We start from the raw sequence: 18,146 nt of genomic DNA, 5'->3' as shown, positions 1-18,146 counted from the left end.
TTTGATGTACCAGGATGATGATCCCATTGAAACGAGCGAATGGCTTGATGCACTTGAGTCACTCATAGAGAACGAGGGTATAGATCGGGTTAAGTACATTCTGGAGCGCCTGTCTGAGCGCGCTAGCCGGGATGGAACCGAGTTGCCTTACTCCATTACTACACCGTTCCGAAACACCATTCCGGCTACTCAGGAAGCTCGGATGCCGGGTGACCTCTTTATGGAGCGCCGGATTCGTTCGCTGATTCGTTGGAACGCCATGGCCATGGTTGTGCGCGCTAACAAGCGCCCGGGCGATCTGGGCGGTCACATTTCCACCTTTTCGTCTGCCGCCACACTCTATGATGTAGGCTTCAACTACTTTTTTCATGGTGGTGATGAAAAGCGCGAATCAGATCTGGTTTATTTTCAGGGCCATGCTTCGCCGGGTAATTATGCTCGATCTTTTCTTGAAGGCCGGTTTACCGAAGAACAGCTTGATAAATACCGTGAGGAAGTGGATGGCGATGGCCTTTCCTCCTATCCGCATCCCTGGTTGATGCCAGACTACTGGCAGTTCCCTACCGTATCTATGGGGCTTGGGCCGATTCAGGCCATTTATCAGGCCCACGTAATGAAGTACCTCGACAGCCGCGAACTTGTTGAAATGGGTGACCGTAAGGTTTGGTGTTTTGTCGGTGACGGCGAGACCGACGAGCCCGAAACTCTTGGCTGTATATCAAAAGCCGGCCGGGAAAATCTGGATAATTTGGTGTTCGTGGTTAACTGCAATCTGCAGCGTTTGGATGGACCGGTTCGGGGTAATGGCAAGATTATTCAGGAGTTGGAAGGCTCGTTCCGTGGTTCTGGCTGGAATGTTATCAAGGTCGTTTGGGGGCGCGTATGGGACACCCTGTTTGATCAGGACGAAAACGGCGTTATGCAGCGCACCATGGACGAGATCTGTGATGGTGACTTGCAAAACTTCACGCACAACGGTCCAGCGTACACTCGCAAGCATTTTTTCGGGAAGTACCCCCAGTTGGCCAAGTTGGTAGAAGACTGGACTGACGAGGATATCAACAAGCTCAACCGGGGTGGTCACGACCCGTACAAAGTGTACGCCGCTTATAAAAAGGCGATGACGGAGTCGAACGGAAAGCCAACGGTGATTCTTGCCCATACCATTAAAGGCTATGGTTTTGGCGCGGCGGGCGAGTCCCAGAACACGGCCCACTCATTGAAGAAGCTGGATATTGAAACCCTCAAGGCGTTCCGTGACCGCTTTGCGATCCCACTGAAAGACGAAGAGCTCGAAGACGTTCCTTATTACCGCCCTGCGCCAGACAGCCCCGAGTTGGTGTATATGAACAAGCGCCGACAGGAACTCGGCGGCTTCTATCCCCGGCGCCGCAAGGATTGTCAGCCACTCAAGATACCCGAGTTGGATATTTTCAAGCAGGTTCTGGAAGGTTCAAATGGTCGGGAAATTTCCACAACCATGGCCTTTGTGAGGGTGTTGGGTGCACTGGTCAAAGACAAGCGTATTGGCAAGCGCATAGTGCCAATAGTGCCAGACGAAGCTCGCACCTTCGGTATGGAAGGTATGTTCCGCCAGTTGGGTATCTACACCTCCGAGGGCCAGAAATATGTGCCTCAGGATCGTGAGCAGATCATGTATTACCGTGAGGACAAAAAAGGCCAGATTCTTCAGGAAGGCATCAACGAAGGGGGTGCCATGGCCGCGTGGATGGCTGCCGCTACCTCCTATAGCAACAACAACTTCCCGCTGATCCCCTTCTACGCCTTCTACTCTATGTTTGGTTTCCAGCGGGTAGGAGACTTGGCCTGGGCTTCAGGCGACATGCAAGCTCGCGGTTTCCTGATTGGTGGTACGGCAGGGCGTACTACGCTGAATGGTGAAGGCTTGCAGCATCAGGATGGGCACAGCCATGTTCTGGCGAACACCATTCCCAACTGTAAGGCTTACGATCCGGCCTACGGCTATGAGATGGCCGTGATAATCCACCATGGTATGAAGGAGATGTTTGAAGCGAATAAAAACGTTTTCTATTACATCACCATGGAAAACGAGAACTATGAACAGCCAGCCATGCCCAAGGGCAGTGAAGATTCCATTATCAAGGGCATGTACAAGTTCGAGTCTGTGGAAGTAAAAGGTGGCAAGAAAAAGCTGCGCGTTCAGTTGCTGGGCGCTGGTGCAATTCTTAATGAAGTGCGAGCCGCAGCTCAGATGCTGAAAGATGACTGGGGCGTTGCCTCGGATGTGTGGAGTGTAACCAGCTTTAACGAACTTGCCCGCGATGGCCAGCACGTTGAGCGCTGGAACCTGCTGCATCCAGATGACAAGCCCCGCAAAGCCTTCGTCACTCAGTGCTTGGAAAAACAAACGGGGCCGGTGGTTTCTTCTACGGATTACATCAAACTGCACTCCGAGCAGTTGCGGGCGTTTATCCCGAAAACGTTCTTGACTCTGGGAACCGATGGCTTTGGCCGCAGTGATACCCGGGAGAAACTGCGGAGTTTCTTCGAGATAGACCGCTATTACGTAACGGTAGCCGCCCTGTCGGCCTTGGCCAAAGATGGTGAAGTTAAGGAAGAGCAGGTTCTTGAAGCCATGCGCAAGTACGGTATCGATCGCAATAAAACGAACCCGGCGCACTGCTAAGGAGACCGTCATGAGTGAACAGGAAATCAAGGTTCCCGATCTTGGCGGGGCAGATGAAGTTGAGATAATTGATGTTCTGGTAAGTGTTGGCGACTCGGTTGAAGCGGAGGATTCGATCCTGACGGTTGAAACCGACAAAGCCTCCGTAGACTTGCCTTCCCCCGGTGCTGGCAAAATCACCAAACTCAGTGTGAAGGTGGGGGATAAAGTTAAAGAAGGTGATGTGGTGGCGATGATGGACGCTGGCGGAGCCTCGGATGATGACACCGGCGATGAGCCGGAAGATAAAGCGGAGAGCGAGGCCAGCTCTGAAGCACAGCCTGAACCTGAAGAGAGCAAACCTGCACCGAAGAAAAAAACCGGCGGCTCGCGTAAGGAGACTGTTCTGGTGCCGCCTCTGGATGGAATGGAAGACGTACCGGTTATCGAGATCAACGTGGCCGAGGGCGACACTATTGAGGTTGATGGGCCCCTGGTGACTGTTGAATCCGATAAAGCGTCTATGGAAATTCCGTCGCCCTACGCTGGCAAGGTGGTCAAGATTCTGGTAGCTGAGGGCGACAAGTTGTCTGAAGGCGACAAGCTTTTGGAATTAACCGTTGCGGACGATGGCAATGAGGAAGACGAGGACGGTGAGGTAGAAAGTGAAGCGCCTGCTGCTGACTCTGGCGAAGATTCAAAGCCTGAGCCCAAGGCAGAAAAACAGTCGCAGAAAGAGCCAGAAGCACAGTCTCAAAGTTCGACTTATGAGCCGCCTTCACCGGGCGCCAAAGTTCACGCTGGCCCTGCCGTGCGCAAGCTGGCCCGTGAGCTGGGTGCAGACATGACTCGCATTAAAGGGTCGGGCCCTAAAAGCCGGATTCTGAAAGACGATGTGAACAATTATGTAAAACATCAATTGCAACAGACTCAGCAAGGCAGCATGGGAACGGCTTCTGGCTCCGGAATACCGGCGGTTAAGCTGCCGGACTTCAGCAAGTTCGGAGACATTGAAAAAGAGCCAATGTCGCGGATGATGGCGGTTACAGCCACCAATATGCAGCGCAGCTGGCTGAATGTGCCTCACGTTACCCAGTTTGAGGATGCGGATATCACCGACATGGAGGCGTTCCGCAAATCCCAGAAAACGGCAGGTGAGAAAAAAGGCGTGAAGATGACGCCTCTGCCATTCATCCTGAAGGCTTGTGCAACTGCGCTGGCTGAGCTTCCGCAGTTCAATGTGTCTCTGGATCTGGAGCGCAAAGAGGTGGTTCGCAAGAAGTACATTCATATTGGTATTGCCGTGGATACGCCGAACGGGCTGATGGTTCCGGTGATTCGCGATGTGGATCAGAAGGGGCTGTGGGATTTGGCGGCAGAAAGTGCCGAGCTTGCCCAGAAAGCGCGGGACAGGGAGCTGAAGCCGGCAGAAATGCAGGGTGCCTGTTTTACTATTACCAGTCTCGGTGGTATTGGGGGTACGGCATTTACGCCGATTGTGAATACACCGGAGGTGGCGATTCTCGGAGTTTCCAGGGCGGCCATGAAGCCGGTGTGGGATGGGGGTGAGTTTCAGCCTAGGCTGATGCTGCCTTTGTCTTTATCCTACGATCACCGGGCGGTGAACGGTGCTGATGCGGCGAGGTTTACCTCTTTGCTTAGTCAACTGCTGGGGGATATTCGTACCCTTTTATTATGATGGCCGTTAAACGCGCTCCCAGTCTTTGATGTTTGGGAGGTGGCGAGAGGCGGGCAAGACGATTCAGGACACGCTACGAGCCCCCTGTGGGGCCCGGCCAGCAATCGCAGATTGCAGGCGTTCGGCTGCGCATGAAGCTTCGCTTCATAAACGCTTGCCTCACCCATGTGCGCTTGTTTCGGGCCATCTTTGGCCCTATACAGTCCTGAATCGTCTTGCCCGCCTCTCGCGTTCTGGCCCCTCCGTTTTCGCTGTGTTTTACTGCGTTTCAACCTCAGGTTTTCAGGTATCGAACGGATGAGTAAAGAACTGAATCTCGCAGCTATTATTTATGACAACGATGAGCAGCCCGTGGACAAATTGCTGCACAAGGTAGCGGCAACACTGAATCAGCGCGGTGAGAGAGCAGCCGGGCTGACGATGGCATTGAATGAGCAGGGCTTGCGGCGAGAGCCTATGGCGCTTCAGGATCTGGAAACTGGCAAGGAGTATTCCATAGCGCAGAATCTAGGGAAGGAGTCGCAATCCTGTTGCCTCGATCCTCGCGGGCTGGCAGATGCCACCAACGTGCTGCGCGCTTTGGTAGAGCGGCCACCTAAGCTGGCGGTTGTGAACCGATTTGGACAGCAGGAAATTGCCGGTAAAGGATTCCGCACGGAATTTGTTCAGTTACTGGATGCAGGTATTCCGGTTTTAACGGTGGTGAAGCGTAAGTTCCTTGCGCAATGGCACGAGTTTGGTGGTGAGGATGCAGTCGACCTACCCTTTTCAGAAGACGAAGTGTTGCAGTGGTGCGACGAGCTTTTGAGCGTATAGAACTCCTTAGAATTTCCTAGAGCAGACGCTCCGGGGTGCGTAGTTGGATCGAATCAAGAGCATGACGGCCGAAAACACCTACTTAAAACACACTACATTTGCCTTTCTCGATATTGAGACCACGGGCGGTAACTCATCGCACGATCGCATTACCGAAATCGGAATTCGTTTCTGGCGTTCGGGCGAGGTGGTCGGGGAGTGGCAAACTCTTCTTAACCCGGGCACTCGTATCTCGCCGTTCATAGAGCAGTTAACGGGCATTTCGAATGAAATGGTGTCGGATGCGCCACCGTTTGAAGCCATAGCCGATGAACTTGAAGAAAAGCTACGAGATACGGTATTCGTGGCCCATAACGCGCGCTTTGATTACGGATTTATCAAATCGGAATACCGCAGGCTTGGTCGACTATTTTCTGCGCGGGTATTGTGCACTGTGAAGCTCTCTCGGCGGCTGTACCCTGAGTTTCGCAGGCATAATATGGATGCACTGATTGAACGCCATGGGTTGAAACAGGTGCAGCGTCACCGGGCTATGGGAGATGTATCCGCCATGCTTGAGTTTTTTACTCATGCTTTGGCAGACAAAGGTAATGAAGCGTTAGAAGGAGCGGTCGGTGCACTTTTACAGCGGCCGAGCATTCCATCTCACCTGCCGCTGGATACCTTGAAGGATTTGCCGAGAGGGCCCGGAGTGTACCGGTTTTATGGCGAGAACGATGCGCTGTTGTATGTGGGGAAAAGCACCAATATTGCCCAGCGCGTAGCGTCGCATTTTTCGGGAGACCATAACACCAGCAAAGGGGTGCGTATTTCTGAAAGCCTGCGCCGCGTGGAGTGCACAGAAACCGCTGGCGAACTTGGGGCTTTGTTGCTGGAGCTTCGTCAGATCAAAACTCTGAACCCTCTTTTTAATCGTCGCTCCCGAGCGGCCAAAAATTTAGTGAGTATTGAGCTTGCCCCAAACGAGTCTGGCTATTTGCAGGCACGACTCGTGAGGGAGATAGAGCCGCACCGGCTTGCCAGCTATTACGGGTTGTTTCGTAGCAAGCGTGATGCAGAGCGAGCGCTGAGTGGTATTGCGGCTAAGAACGAGCTTTGCAACCAACTGCTAGGTCTTGAGCCAGCGCACGGCGGTCCTTGTTTTCAGCGTGCTCTGGGGCGCTGCAAAGGTGCTTGTGAGGGTACTGAAGATGTTGCCCGTTACAATCTTCGAGTGCAGATTGCATTCCACGAACTGCGCTTGCGAACTTGGCCGTGGAAGGGGCCGGTTGCAATTGTGGAACGGCGTGCAGACTGGGTGCGGCCGGATATTCTGGTGATCTACAATTGGATGCACGTCGCCACCTTGCACGATGAGCAGGAGCTTCAGGATTTGTCTCTGCGTGGCCAGTCTGTCACCTTCGATCTAGACTCCTACAAGCTGTTGATAAAGGCGCTGATGGCTTCGCATAGAGGCGGGAGCCATCAGGAGCATTCCGTGTTAGAGCTGCCCGCAGTGGGTGAGCCGGATGTGCTTATGCCCTGAGTGGCGTAGTATGGGTTATTAGTCCGCACACATACGTACTTGCCTACGGCGGCAACTCTACTATTTTTGTAGGCTTAACTGCTTTCCTGAGAGAGATCTATGCACAAAGAACCTGTGAGTCGCGAACTGTTTGATGAAGTCATGGTGCCCAACTATTCTCCCGGTGCCATTATTCCGGTGCGAGGCGAGGGTTCCCGTATATGGGATCAAGACGACCGCGAGTTTATAGATCTTCAGGGTGGCATTGCGGTGAATTGTCTGGGGCATTCGCATCCTGGTTTGGTAGGGGCCTTGCAAGAGCAGGCAGAAAAAATCTGGCACCTCTCCAATGTCATGACCAACGAGCCAGCTCTGCGCTTGGCCAAAACCCTTTGCGACCTTACGTTCGCTGAGCGGGTGTTTTTTGCCAACTCCGGAGGTGAAGCTAACGAAGCCGCTTTCAAGCTCGCGCGGCGTTATGGCTGGGAGCACACCGGGCCAGAGAAGCATGAGATCATCTCTTTCAAAAACGCCTTCCATGGGCGCACGCTATTCACCGTAAGCGTTGGTGGCCAAGCAAAATACCTTGAAGGCTTTGAGCCAGCCCCGGGTGGCATCCACCATGCAGACTTCAACGACTTGGAATCGGTTAAGAAGTTGATATCCAAAGCCAAGACCTGTGCTGTGGTTGTTGAGCCCATTCAAGGTGAGAGCGGCGTTGTACCCGGAACCCCGGAATTTCTTGAGGGTCTGCGTAAGCTCTGTGATGACAACGACGCTTTGTTGATTTTTGATGAGGTTCAATCGGGCGTAGGCCGCACAGGCCATCTCTATGCCTACCAGATGTACGGCGTAGTGCCCGACATTCTTACCAGTGCGAAAGGTTTGGGTGGCGGCTTTCCGGTAGCAGCCATGTTGACCACGGCAAAGGTTGCCGCGAGTCTCGGTATTGGTACCCACGGCAGCACCTATGGTGGCAACGCGCTGGCCTGTGCCGTTGCTCAGAAGGTTATCGATACCGTGAGCCAGCCAGAAATTCTTAAAGGTGTGAAAGCCCGTTCTGATCACCTGCGTAAAGGCATGATGGATATTGGCAAGCGTTATGAGATCTTTAGTGAAGTTCGCGGTGAAGGGCTTTTATTGGGGTGCGTACTGACCGAAAAATGGAAAGGTAAAGCGAAGGAGTTCCTGAACGCTGGCTTGGATGAAGGTGTGATGGTGTTGATTGCAGGTGCCGATGTGATTCGGTTGGCACCTTCGCTGATCATTCCGGATACGGATATCGATGAGGCGCTGGAGCGCTTTGAAGCTGCCGTTAAAAAACTGACTGCTTAGGAGCTTTTATGTGGCTGGTACGTCCGGCCTTGCCGAGTGATGTGAATCAGGTACTTGAGATTGCGGGTACGGTCGATTCCGAGACTGCCCGCCTTTCTTCCACGCTGCCAAGACAGCGGGAAGCTCTTGCGGAAAAAATACAGCACTCACAGGTGTCTCTTGCCGGAACGGCCTCTGGCGACAGCCAACCGCCAAGAATGCTTTTTGTACTGGAAGATACAGCCACGGGGAGAATTCATGGTACGGCCGGCATTGATGCGCGCGCGGGGAATGGCCAGCCGTTTTACAATTACCGCCGCGATGCGCTTATCCATGCCTCCCATGAACTTGGCATCTCCAGCCGGGTAGACGTTCTTTACCCCAGCCATGGGTTAACCGACCATACTCTGCTTTGCTCGTTTTCCATCACGCCCGAGTTACGCAATACAGACGCCTTTGAGCTCTTATCCAGAGCGCGAATACTGTTCATGGCGGGTCACCGAGACTGGTTTACCCATAGGGTTGCGGTGGAGATTCAGGGCGTTCAGTTAGCCGACGGTAGCGTACCCTTCTGGGACAGCTTGGGGCGTCATTTTTTTAACATGGACTTTGATACGGCTGATCAGCATTCCGGCCTGCTTAGCAAAACCTTTATTGCCGAGTTAATGCCGCCCAACCCTGTGTATGTCACCCTGCTTTCTGAACCGGCTCAAGCGGCCCTTGGGCAGCCTCATGAACTGACTGTACCGAACCTTGAACTGCTTCAGCGCGAAGGATTTCAGGCGGGCTGCTATCTGGATATTTTTGATGGTGGGCCGGTTCTGGAGGCGCGCACGGATGCATTGCACACACTGGTGATCAGTCAGTCTAAAGCGCTTCACGGTGCCGTTGCGAGTGAGGTTGAGGCCGCCGGTGGCGACGGTGGTGATTTATGCCTGATTGCTGCGGGAGAGGGCGCAGGATTCCGCTGTACTCTGGCCAAAGCGGCTGGCACGCTTGAGGGAACACTCAAGGTACCTGTGAAAGTATGGGAGGTGCTGGGAAAAAACGCCGGCGATCAGGTGAGGGTAGCGCCATGCTAGTCATTCGCCCGTTACAGGAAACCGACCTTGAAGATCTCTACGCTATGGCCCAAAAGGCCGGTAAGGGATTGACGACACTGCCCGCAGATCGGGGCCTTTTGCAGCGCAAGATCGCTCACGCTCAGCAAACGTTCAATCAACGTTGTGCGCCAGAGGCGGGCTTGTATTTGTTTGCGCTGGAAGACACCGAAGCAGGCAAGGCTGTTGGTATCAGCGGCATTCAGGCACGGGTAGGTTTGGATGAGGTGTTTTATAACTACAGGCTCAGCGTTACCGTAAATGCCTCCAAAGAACTGGGCGTTCATGTGCGCACACCAACGCTCCACCTCTCAAACGATATGACAGATACCAGCGAGATATGCTCGTTGCTGCTTTCTGATGACTATCATGGTGGTGGTAACGGGCTGTTGCTATCACGTTGCCGCTTTATGTATCTGGACGAGTTTCGTAAACACTTCTCTGAAAAAGTATTCGCAGAAATGCGTGGCGTGTCTGATGAGCAGGGCCTGAGCCCGCTATGGGATGCGCTGGGCAGCAAGTTTTTTGATATGGAATTTACCCAAGCGGATATGCTGTCAGGCCTTGGTAATAAATCCTTTATTGCAGAGTTGATGCCTAAGTATCCCATCTATTTGCCCATGCTGCCGGATTCGGCGCGTGCGGTGATTGGCCGCGTTCACGGCAACACGGCCCCGGCGCTCAAGATGTTGCAGGCCGAGGGGTTCAACTTTAATGGCATGGTGGATATTTTTGACGGGGGACCGGTGGTCGAGGCGTTTGTTAACACCATTCGCACGGTGCGCGACAGTATTAATCGCCATGCCATGATCGCCAAAAAGCCCATCAACCTTGACGTTCCGGCCTCAGAGCGAGTAATGGTTTCCAATCGTTCGTTCCGTAATTTCCGGGTAACCACGGTGCCAGCCAGCTGCATCAGTACCGACGCCGTCAGCTTACCCCCCGCTGTCGCGGAAGCGTTGCAGATTGAGTCGGGCGATCCGGTTCGCTTGGCGCCTCTGAAAGAAAAAACAAAGGCAGCAGTACACGCATTGGGCTGAATGCCCTACACATCCAGCAACGGGAGAATGAGTGATATGTCAAATCTGACAGGCGAGCTGTTTATCGGTGGGCTTTGGCTTCAAGGCCACGGACCCGCGTTTGAGTCGATTCAGCCCGTTACCGGCGAGAACGTTTGGGAAGGTTCGGGTGCCAGCCTTGCAGATGTGGATGCAGCCGTGCGCAGTGCCCGGGATGCTTTTCTGAAGTGGCGCCGCAAGAGCTTCGCCGAACGTTTGGCGGTTATTGAGGCTTTTGGTGAGCTGTTGGAGTCCAGCAAAGAAGAGCTTGCGCATCAGATTGGTTTGGAAACCGGCAAACCCCTTTGGGAGTCGCGTACGGAAGTGGCAGCCATGGTTGGTAAGATAGGTATTTCGGTGAAAGCCTATAACGAACGTACCGGCCATACTGAATCCGATGTGGCGGCTGGCCATGCCGTACTTCGTCATCGGCCCCACGGCGTTGTTGCCGTGTTTGGTCCCTATAATTTCCCCGGCCACCTCCCGAATGGCCACATTGTGCCTGCGCTGCTTGCGGGCAACACAGTTGTGTTTAAGCCCAGTGAGCTTACTCCCGGTGTGGCAGAACTCACGGTTAAGCTTTGGGAGAAAGCGGGCTTGCCCGATGGCGTTATCAATCTGGTTCAGGGAGCAGCGGATACCGGAAAGTCGCTTGCAGGCCACCCGATGATTGACGGCCTTTTCTTCACAGGCAGTTCAACGGTAGGCCATAAGTTGCACGAACAGCTTGGCGGCCAGCCTGACAAAATTCTTGCCTTGGAGATGGGCGGCAACAACCCTCTGATTGTTCAGGATGTTGCAGATATCGATGGTGCGGTACACCACGCGCTGCAATCTGCATTTTTGTCGGCGGGACAGCGTTGTACATGCGCCCGCAGATTGCTGGTTCCCAAGGGCAAAAAAGGCGATGAATTTCTGGATCGTTTAGTTGCTGTGTCTGCGCGTATTCAGGTGGGAGAGTTTGATAATAAGCCGCAGCCGTTTATGGGATCGCTTATTTCTGCGCAAGCAGCAGAAAAGCTGTTGACCGCACAGGCGAGCATGCTGGAGCAGGGCGCAACGTCTTTATTGGAAATGAAGCAGATCAAACCAAACACTGGCCTTCTTTCTCCCGGTATCGTCGACGTAACGGGGTTGGAGCTGCCTGATGAAGAGTTCTTCGGGCCTCTGCTAACAGTCTATCGGTACAAGAGTTTTGACGATGCTTTGGAGTTGGCTAACAACACCCGCTACGGGCTTTCCGCAGGCTTGCTTTCTGATGACAGAAAGCTATACGAGCGATTGCTGGAAGAGGCGCGTGCAGGCATTGTCAATTGGAACCGACCTTTAACGGGCGCCAGCAGCGCTGCGCCGTTTGGTGGCGTGGGAGCCAGTGGAAACCATCGCGCCAGCGCCTACTACGCAGCGGACTACTGCGCTTGGCCTATGGCCTCTCTTGAGGCTGGCAAAAGCGAAGTACCAGACAGTCTGGCACCCGGCCTTAATTTTGATTCCTAAAAATCAGTTTTGAGCCTTATTTTCTGCATCCGGATGGACGGAACTCTAAACCATGGTTAAGCATGCGGTAGAAGCAAATTTTGATGGTCTGGTTGGCCCAACCCACAATTACGCAGGTCTGTCCTGGGGCAATGTGGCATCAAAAACGAATGTAAATGCGGTATCCAACCCTCGCGAGGCTGCTCTCCAAGGGCTAGCAAAAATGAAGCGTTTGGCGGACCGTGGTTATGTTCAGGGTATTCTTCCACCCCATGAGCGGCCTCATATTCCGTCCCTCAAAGCACTTGGTTTTAGCGGTACAGATGCACAGGTTCTGGAGCAAGTCGCAACTACTAGTCCGTCGATTCTGGCCGCGGTGTCTTCAGCTTCTTCCATGTGGACGGCGAATGCTGCCACTGTGTCGCCGAGTGCTGATACCGGTGACCACCGAGTGCATTTCACGCCAGCGAACCTGAGCGCCAAGTTTCATCGCTCCATCGAACATACCGTGACCGGACGCACTCTGAAGTCTATCTTTGCGGATGAAGGGTATTTCGCCCATCACCCCGCGCTGCCTTCGGTCAGCCATTTTGGCGATGAAGGCGCAGCCAACCATACTCGGCTTTGTGGCCACTACGGTGAGCCGGGAGTAGAGTTATTCGTGTATGGTCAGGTGGCTTTCAACGAGCAGGCGCCTGCGCCGCAAAAATACCCGGCTCGACAAACCCTCGAAGCCTCGCAGGCCATTGCCCGGCTGCACGGTTTGAAAGATAGCAATTTGGTGTTTGCCCAGCAGAACCCGGCGGCCATAGATGCCGGTGTATTCCACAACGATGTTATCGCGGTGGGCAATGGCAACACTCTGTTTTATCACAGCATGGCTTTTCTTAATGAAGAGCAGGTGCTGGCAGATATCCGTGCTCGACTTACAGGCGCTGAACTTGAGGCTGTTCGTGTTAGTAATGCGGACGTACCCCTTGAGGATGCGGTGGCCTCATACCTGTTCAACAGTCAATTGCTGAATACACCAGATGGCATGCTATTGGCTGTGCCGGGCGAGTGTCGGGAAGTTGCATCTGTTAGCAAGTATTTGGATAAATTGCTGGATGCTGGCGGCCCTATAACGGCGGTGGAAGTGTTTGATGTGAAACAGTCCATGCGCAATGGCGGCGGCCCCGCCTGCCTGCGTTTGCGTGTGGTTCTGAATGATGACGAACTTCAAGCGATGCATCGTGGGGTGCTTCTGACCGATGCGCTGTACGAGCGCTTGACTACTTGGGTCGAAACTCACTACCGCAGCGAGCTTACCCGTGGAGATCTGGCCGACCCTATGTTGCTGGATGAGGTGCGCAAAGCACTGGATGAATTAACCGGAATTCTGGGGTTGGGGTCTATCTACGACTTCCAGATGTAGCCGCGCTTCAAGGTCTCACGAGGAGGCGGCTATGGAAGAGGTCAGCATGTCCATGGTGTGCCGGATAAGGCTCTCGGCAGGAAAGTTGCCGTTGCTCTCGTTGGCCTCCGACTGGCACAGCAAAATAGCACCGTGCAAAGCGCCCCTTAGATAGAGAGCGGTTTGTTCAGGGCTATGAATGCGCTGGCGGTTCATGGTTCCGTCTTTCAGGCCCAGTTCGATGGCCTCTGTCATCAATCCCATCAGTTCAGATTTAGAGCAAAGCATTTCCTCTGCCTGAGCTTCGTCGGCCTCAGCCATGGCGGTTGAGGCTTTGGTAAGCGCTGAGAAGTAATCCGGCTCTTCCAAATAAAAGCGGTAGTAAGACTCTCCCATAGCTCGGATCTGTTCCAGCCCCGTATCAGCCGTTTGCCTAGCTTTTCGGAAACGGTCAGACAGGCTGTGCCCCGCCCGCAACATAATCCCGCGCTGAATGGCGGCCTTGTCCTTGAAGTACACATACAACAATGCCCGGCTTAGGCTTGCCGTGCGCGCAATATCGTCCATAGATGTGCGCTCATACCCCTTCTCCGAAAAGACCCGCTCTGCGGCATCCAGAATAGTGTCATAACGGGCTTGCTTCTCCCGTTCCCGGCGTGTCTTAAGCTGTTCAGTCATTCGGTTCTCTCGTTGGAGTCTTCTACAGGCCAAATGGCCCAGTTGAAATGGCAATGCGTTTAACGGATGAAAGCTGATTATTGACATAATGTCAAAGAATGACATTATGTCGCAACCAGAAACCGGATTTCCGCAGGAAGCGGTATCGACACCAACTTGAGCACGGACGAAAGGATACCTTATGACCCTATTTCGCACCCCTGTTGTCCTTATTTTTCTCGCAGCCTGTGGCTTATTACTTCTCTCCGGTTGCAAAGCTGATGATATGCCGTCTGAGTCATCTGGTAAGCATGTTGTATCGGTGCGTGTTTCAGAGGTTACCGGGGGCGAGGCTCAGGAAATAACCCTGCGTTTTTCAGGCATTGTACGCTCAACCCAGCGAGCAACACTGACGTTTCAGGTTAGCGGTACCCTGAAAGAGCGTGCAGTGGAATTGGGCCAAACGGTTGCGGCGGGTGATGTGCTGGCCCGGGCTTACAACCCTGCGCTGGAGCCAGCGCGCGATTCGGCGCAAGCGAAATTGGATGAGTTGAACACCCGTTACGATCAGGCCAAGCGTGAATGGGAGCGCTCCAGCCGTTTGCATGAACGCGGTGTGGTTTCCGAGCAGAACCTTGAACAAATTGCTGCCCGCCGGGACTCCCTAAAAGCCAGCGTAGCCACTGCTCAGGCAGCACTGGCTGAAGCCACGCAACTGTTGCAGGAAAGCACCTTGCGAGCACCGTTTGCGGGGCGTGTTGAAGCGCTGTTGGTACAGCGGGATGAGTTTGTGGCAGCGGGTCAGCCGGTTATGCGCTTGTCCTCACCCGAGGGGGCGGAAGTAGAAGTGCGGGTGCCTGCCTATCTGTTGGCCCATGTGTCACTCGATCAGGAGTTGCCTGTTTGGTCTGTGCAGAATCGCAGTGCAGCGCCGGTGACCGGGTCTGTTGTTGAAATTGCCCAAGCCGGAGCCATCCGTGGTGAGCTGCATCCGGTTTTGGTCAGCCTGCCGATTAACACGCTGGATACCGGTGAGCCGGTTGAGGTGGGCATTACACCGCTTCGGGAGTCTGCGATCACGGTTCCGCTATTATCAGTCGTTCGTAGTGCGGATGGTATGACGGTGTTCCGCGTGCGCGATGGCGTGGCCCGGCGTGTGCCTATTCAGGTTGAGCGTGTAGTCGGTGAGCGCGTTGTGGTGCGCACCGGAGAGTTGGAGCCCGGAGATCAAGTGGTATACGCAGGTATGACCCGCCTCGCCGACGGTGATGCCGTGGAGGTGCGCGAATGACGCGCCGACTACTTAATTTTCAACGCCTGTTGGGCATGGTGGTTACCATGCTTTGCCTTCTGGGCATTGCGGCATACAGCACCATGCCGCGCCAGGAAGATCCTTCTTTTCCCTACCGTGCGGGTCTGGTGTCAGTGAGCTACCCCGGTGCTAGCGCCGATGCAGTTGAGCGGTTGGTTTTAAGGCCGCTCACTGATGAGCTCCGGCAAGTGGAAGAGGTGGATGTTTCCCAAGGTACCGCCCGTACCGGCGTAGCGCTTGTACGGCTGCGCCTTAATGATGATATTTATGACACAGACCCGGCGTGGGATCGTGTCCGCCAAGCGATGGAGCGTGCAAAGCAAGATTTCCCAGACGACGTTGGCCAGATGGCTCTGGACGACCGGTTGATCGACAACCCTGCCATCGTGCTTGCCATTGGTGGTGCGCCTTCGGTGAGTGAACTCTCAGATGTCGCCGAACGGCTTAAACAGAACCTATCCGATCTCAGCGGCGTTTCTCGCATAGAGCTGGAGGGGGACGCCGATGAACAGATTACGCTGGCACTGGACGATGCCGCGCTTTATCGGCTGGGTATTTCGCCCGCCCGAATTCTAGAAACCCTAGCTCAACGTAATCAAACAACCCCTGGTGGTTTTGTCGTTGTAGACGGTCGTCGCTTATCCGTGCTGCCCAACACTGAATTTGCCGACATTGATGCCATTCGTGCAACGCCAATTGAGCTTCCCGACGGTTCGCAGGTGCCATTGGCCGCCGCTGCTGATGTATGGCGTGGCCCCGCGGAACCGCGCCAGCCTGAAACCTGGTTTGATGGTGAGCGCGTTGTATTGTTGTCGTTGATTATGGAGGAGGGCACCACCGATGCGATTCGGTTTGGTGAAAGAGTGCGAGAGCGGCTAGCCGAGGTAAGGTCCGAATTTGAACCTTATGAAATCCGCGAGATGTTTTTCCAGCCAGACAAAGTTTCGGAGCGCTTGGATAATCTTGCATGGAGCCTGGTGCTTTCGGTGTTGATTATCGTGGCGGTGGTGTTTACCGGCATGGGCATTCGCATGGGGCTGTTGGTAGCGTCTATTCTACCGATGGTGGCGCTGATCAGTGTTGGACTCTACGATCTCGGCGGGGGTGTTCTGCACCAAATCGCGGTGATCGGCATGGTGATCTCCTTAGGCATTCTGATCGACAACGCCATAGTGATTGTCGAAAACATTCAAGGGCATCTGGACGAAGGTATGCGTCGTTTGGACGCTCTTCGCAAAGCCGTCAGCGAGCTTGCTGGCCCGCTCGGAGCTTCCACGGGCACTACGCTTGCGGCCTTTGCGCCTCTACTGCTTGCCAAAGGCGGAGCGGCAGACTTCACCCGAGGTGTGCCGGTGATGATCATGCTTACACTCTCTGTTAGTTATTTGCTGGCGATTTCTGTGGTCCCGTTGCTGGCGGCAAGATTCCTCAAGCCCCGCCGTAATGCCGAGGCTGATCGCTTGATTGGTTTGGCGCGTTTTCTTGGCGGTCTGGTTTATCGGCACCCAAAACGGCTGATTGCCGCTGGTGCTTTGTTGGTTGTGATCAGCCTGACTATGACCACATTTATGGCCCAGCAGTTCTTTCCCAATGCCGACCGGCCTCAGGTGATTGTTGAGTTGTTTATGCCAGAAGGCACAGATCAGCAACGCACAGCTGAAGCCGCTGCTAATCTAGAACATGCCATACGAACACAACCTAAAGCGCTACAAATCCATCGATTTGTTGGCTTTACTGGCCCGGCCTTCTATTACAACCTTCAGCGTGCACCTCAGGCACCAAACAGAGGGCGACTCGTAGTAGCGACCCCAGCACTGGAAGACACGACAGAAATGATTCGTTGGATTCGTGCCCATGTGGATGAACAAATGCCCGAGTTAGACGTAAGCGTTGGTGTGCTCGGCCAAGGCCCTCCAAGTATTGCCCCGGTAGAAGTGCGCGTATATCACGCCGATGACAGGGAGCGCACCCACGCGGTTGAGCAGCTGTTTAGTGCGCTACGTCAGGTGGAGGGAACCGTAGATGTTCGCCATGACTTGGATATTGGCGTGCCCAGCATTGCCATCAACGTAGACGACGCCACCGCAGCCAGATACGGGCTCACTCGCGCCGACGTTGCTCAAAGCCTCTATGGCCAGAGCTTTGGAGTTGTTGCCGAGCGTTACCGTCAGGAAAAAGACCCGATACCGCTGGTGCTGCGGTCGCAGGAAGGTACCTCACTGCCATTGGCAAGGCTTCTGTCTGTAAACATCTACAATAGCCGCGGTGAAGCAGTTCCCCTGTCGGCCATTGCCAGTGTTGAAACCACTTGGGAGCCCGCTGCACGCTATTCGCGTAACGGAACCCGGCTAAATACAGTAACGGCTAACCTACTCACCGGTTACAGTTTTAGTCAGGCGCTGAGTGGTCTGGAGCTTGCGCTGGAGGATAATCCGTTGCCTAAAGGTACCCGCTTGGAAATGGGCGGCGATGCGGAAGGCTCCGGCGATGCCAACGGCGCGCTGTTAACCGCGGCGCCAATCGGCGTACTCTTACTGCTGTTCTTCTTGCTGCTGCAGTTCAACTCATTCCGTCGGGTTGGCATCATCTTGCTGACCGTGCCCTTGGCCACCGTGGGCATATTCCCTGGCCTCGTACTCTCCGGCTCACCCTTCGGGTTCCAGTCGCTGTTGGGTGTTATCGCACTGGTGGGCATTGTGGTGAACAACGCCATAGTACTGCTTGATGTGATGGACAGAGAGCTGGAAAACGGCGAGAACATCCACGAAGCCATGCGCAAAGCGGTCGTACAAAGAACCCGCCCCATCCTGCTGACCACGGCAACCACAGTAGCTGGTCTACTTCCGCTGGCCTTCTCTAGCTCCACACTCTGGCCCCCGATGGCATGGGCCATTATCTCCGGACTACTGGCTTCGACGGTGCTGACACTGCTGGTGATACCCGCAGTGTGTACGCAGTTGATCAAAGTGAAAGTTGCTGAACCGGAAAATGCTCCGGCTTAGGCAGATGGGACACTAGCTGCTCAGGCCTACTTACAAAGTTGCTCTGATGTTTTATCTATGCTGATGGCGAACACAGGTAATAAACTCGACTGAAACCCGCACCGATCTTTAAGTAATGGAAGGTGCGGTCGAGATAGTGTATTGTCCCAAAAAATCAAATGGAGTTGA

12 protein-coding genes are annotated in these 18,146 nt (G+C 54.2%); 11 read left to right on the top strand and 1 reads right to left on the bottom strand.

Annotation, left to right across the window (positions count from 1 at the left end; all coding sequences use genetic code 11):
• Positions 1-4: 4 nt before the first annotated feature.
• The 9 genes from aceE (at position 5) to astB (ending at position 13,028) form a co-directional block, all read left to right on the top strand.
• Positions 5-2,668, top strand: coding sequence for a pyruvate dehydrogenase (acetyl-transferring), homodimeric type (aceE, locus tag FE845_RS04635; protein ID WP_200362033.1), 2,664 nt, complete (start codon positions 5-7; stop codon positions 2,666-2,668).
• A gap of 10 nt (positions 2,669-2,678) precedes the next feature.
• A complete protein-coding gene (aceF, locus tag FE845_RS04630) occupies positions 2,679-4,346 on the top strand; it encodes a dihydrolipoyllysine-residue acetyltransferase (protein ID WP_200362032.1) in 1,668 nt (555 codons plus the stop codon).
• Positions 4,347-4,643: 297 nt separating this feature from the next.
• Positions 4,644-5,162, top strand: coding sequence for a DUF2478 domain-containing protein (locus tag FE845_RS04625; RefSeq protein ID WP_200362031.1), 519 nt, complete (start codon positions 4,644-4,646; stop codon positions 5,160-5,162).
• Between the two features lie 61 nt (positions 5,163-5,223).
• Complete coding sequence (locus FE845_RS04620) at positions 5,224-6,687, top strand: exonuclease domain-containing protein (protein ID WP_200362030.1); 1,464 nt, start codon at positions 5,224-5,226, stop codon at positions 6,685-6,687.
• Positions 6,688-6,786: 99 nt separating this feature from the next.
• Positions 6,787-8,001: an aspartate aminotransferase family protein gene (locus FE845_RS04615; RefSeq protein WP_200362029.1), complete on the top strand. Its 1,215-nt coding sequence runs from the start codon at positions 6,787-6,789 to the stop codon at positions 7,999-8,001.
• 8 nt (positions 8,002-8,009) lie between these two features.
• Positions 8,010-9,062, top strand: coding sequence for an arginine N-succinyltransferase (locus FE845_RS04610; RefSeq protein ID WP_200362028.1), 1,053 nt, complete (start codon positions 8,010-8,012; stop codon positions 9,060-9,062).
• Positions 9,056-10,120 (top strand): arginine N-succinyltransferase, encoded by a 1,065-nt coding sequence (gene astA / locus FE845_RS04605; RefSeq protein ID WP_200362027.1) that lies wholly within the window; start codon positions 9,056-9,058, stop codon positions 10,118-10,120. The genes FE845_RS04610 and astA overlap by 7 nt, the downstream gene beginning before the upstream one ends.
• A gap of 36 nt (positions 10,121-10,156) precedes the next feature.
• Entirely contained in the window at positions 10,157-11,635 is a 1,479-nt protein-coding gene (gene astD, locus FE845_RS04600) for a succinylglutamate-semialdehyde dehydrogenase (RefSeq protein WP_200362026.1), read from the top strand.
• A gap of 52 nt (positions 11,636-11,687) precedes the next feature.
• Positions 11,688-13,028 carry an N-succinylarginine dihydrolase gene (astB, locus tag FE845_RS04595; RefSeq protein ID WP_200362025.1) on the top strand — a complete coding sequence of 447 codons (1,341 nt, stop codon included), beginning with the start codon at positions 11,688-11,690 and terminating at the stop codon, positions 13,026-13,028.
• A 15-nt stretch (positions 13,029-13,043) separates the two neighbouring features.
• Here astB and FE845_RS04590 read toward each other — a convergent pair whose 3' ends face one another.
• Positions 13,044-13,685, bottom strand: coding sequence for a TetR/AcrR family transcriptional regulator (locus tag FE845_RS04590; protein WP_200362024.1), 642 nt, complete (start codon positions 13,683-13,685; stop codon positions 13,044-13,046).
• Positions 13,686-13,866: 181 nt separating this feature from the next.
• On the opposite strand from FE845_RS04590, the gene FE845_RS04585 reads away from it, so the two are divergent.
• Both FE845_RS04585 and FE845_RS04580 read left to right on the top strand, forming a co-directional pair.
• Positions 13,867-14,955, top strand: a complete 1,089-nt coding sequence (locus FE845_RS04585) for an efflux RND transporter periplasmic adaptor subunit (protein WP_200362023.1) — start codon at positions 13,867-13,869, stop codon at positions 14,953-14,955.
• Complete coding sequence (locus FE845_RS04580) at positions 14,952-17,978, top strand: efflux RND transporter permease subunit (protein ID WP_200362022.1); 3,027 nt, start codon at positions 14,952-14,954, stop codon at positions 17,976-17,978. Before FE845_RS04585 ends, FE845_RS04580 begins: the two co-directional genes overlap by 4 nt.
• Positions 17,979-18,146 lie beyond the last annotated feature (168 nt).

Origin of the sequence: Marinobacter sp. 1-4A (genome assembly GCF_016597725.1) — a bacterium.
Classification (GTDB): domain Bacteria; phylum Pseudomonadota; class Gammaproteobacteria; order Pseudomonadales; family Oleiphilaceae; genus Marinobacter.
The sequence above is the reverse complement of the archived record's forward strand: the minus strand, read 5'-3'. Positions and strand labels throughout refer to the sequence as shown.

Excerpts from the sequence above, each read along its gene's own strand:
- aceE (WP_200362033.1), top strand. The coding sequence starts at position 5 with ATGTACCAGGATGATGATCCCATTGAAACGAGCGAATGGCTTGATGCA.
- aceF (WP_200362032.1), top strand. The coding sequence starts at position 2,679 with ATGAGTGAACAGGAAATCAAGGTTCCCGATCTTGGCGGGGCAGATGAA.
- FE845_RS04625 (WP_200362031.1), top strand. The coding sequence starts at position 4,644 with ATGAGTAAAGAACTGAATCTCGCAGCTATTATTTATGACAACGATGAG.
- FE845_RS04620 (WP_200362030.1), top strand. The coding sequence starts at position 5,224 with ATGACGGCCGAAAACACCTACTTAAAACACACTACATTTGCCTTTCTC.
- FE845_RS04615 (WP_200362029.1), top strand. The coding sequence starts at position 6,787 with ATGCACAAAGAACCTGTGAGTCGCGAACTGTTTGATGAAGTCATGGTG.
- FE845_RS04610 (WP_200362028.1), top strand. The coding sequence starts at position 8,010 with ATGTGGCTGGTACGTCCGGCCTTGCCGAGTGATGTGAATCAGGTACTT.
- astA (WP_200362027.1), top strand. The coding sequence starts at position 9,056 with ATGCTAGTCATTCGCCCGTTACAGGAAACCGACCTTGAAGATCTCTAC.
- astD (WP_200362026.1), top strand. The coding sequence starts at position 10,157 with ATGTCAAATCTGACAGGCGAGCTGTTTATCGGTGGGCTTTGGCTTCAA.
- astB (WP_200362025.1), top strand. The coding sequence starts at position 11,688 with ATGGTTAAGCATGCGGTAGAAGCAAATTTTGATGGTCTGGTTGGCCCA.
- FE845_RS04590 (WP_200362024.1), bottom strand. The coding sequence starts at position 13,685 with ATGACTGAACAGCTTAAGACACGCCGGGAACGGGAGAAGCAAGCCCGT.
- FE845_RS04585 (WP_200362023.1), top strand. The coding sequence starts at position 13,867 with ATGACCCTATTTCGCACCCCTGTTGTCCTTATTTTTCTCGCAGCCTGT.
- FE845_RS04580 (WP_200362022.1), top strand. The coding sequence starts at position 14,952 with ATGACGCGCCGACTACTTAATTTTCAACGCCTGTTGGGCATGGTGGTT.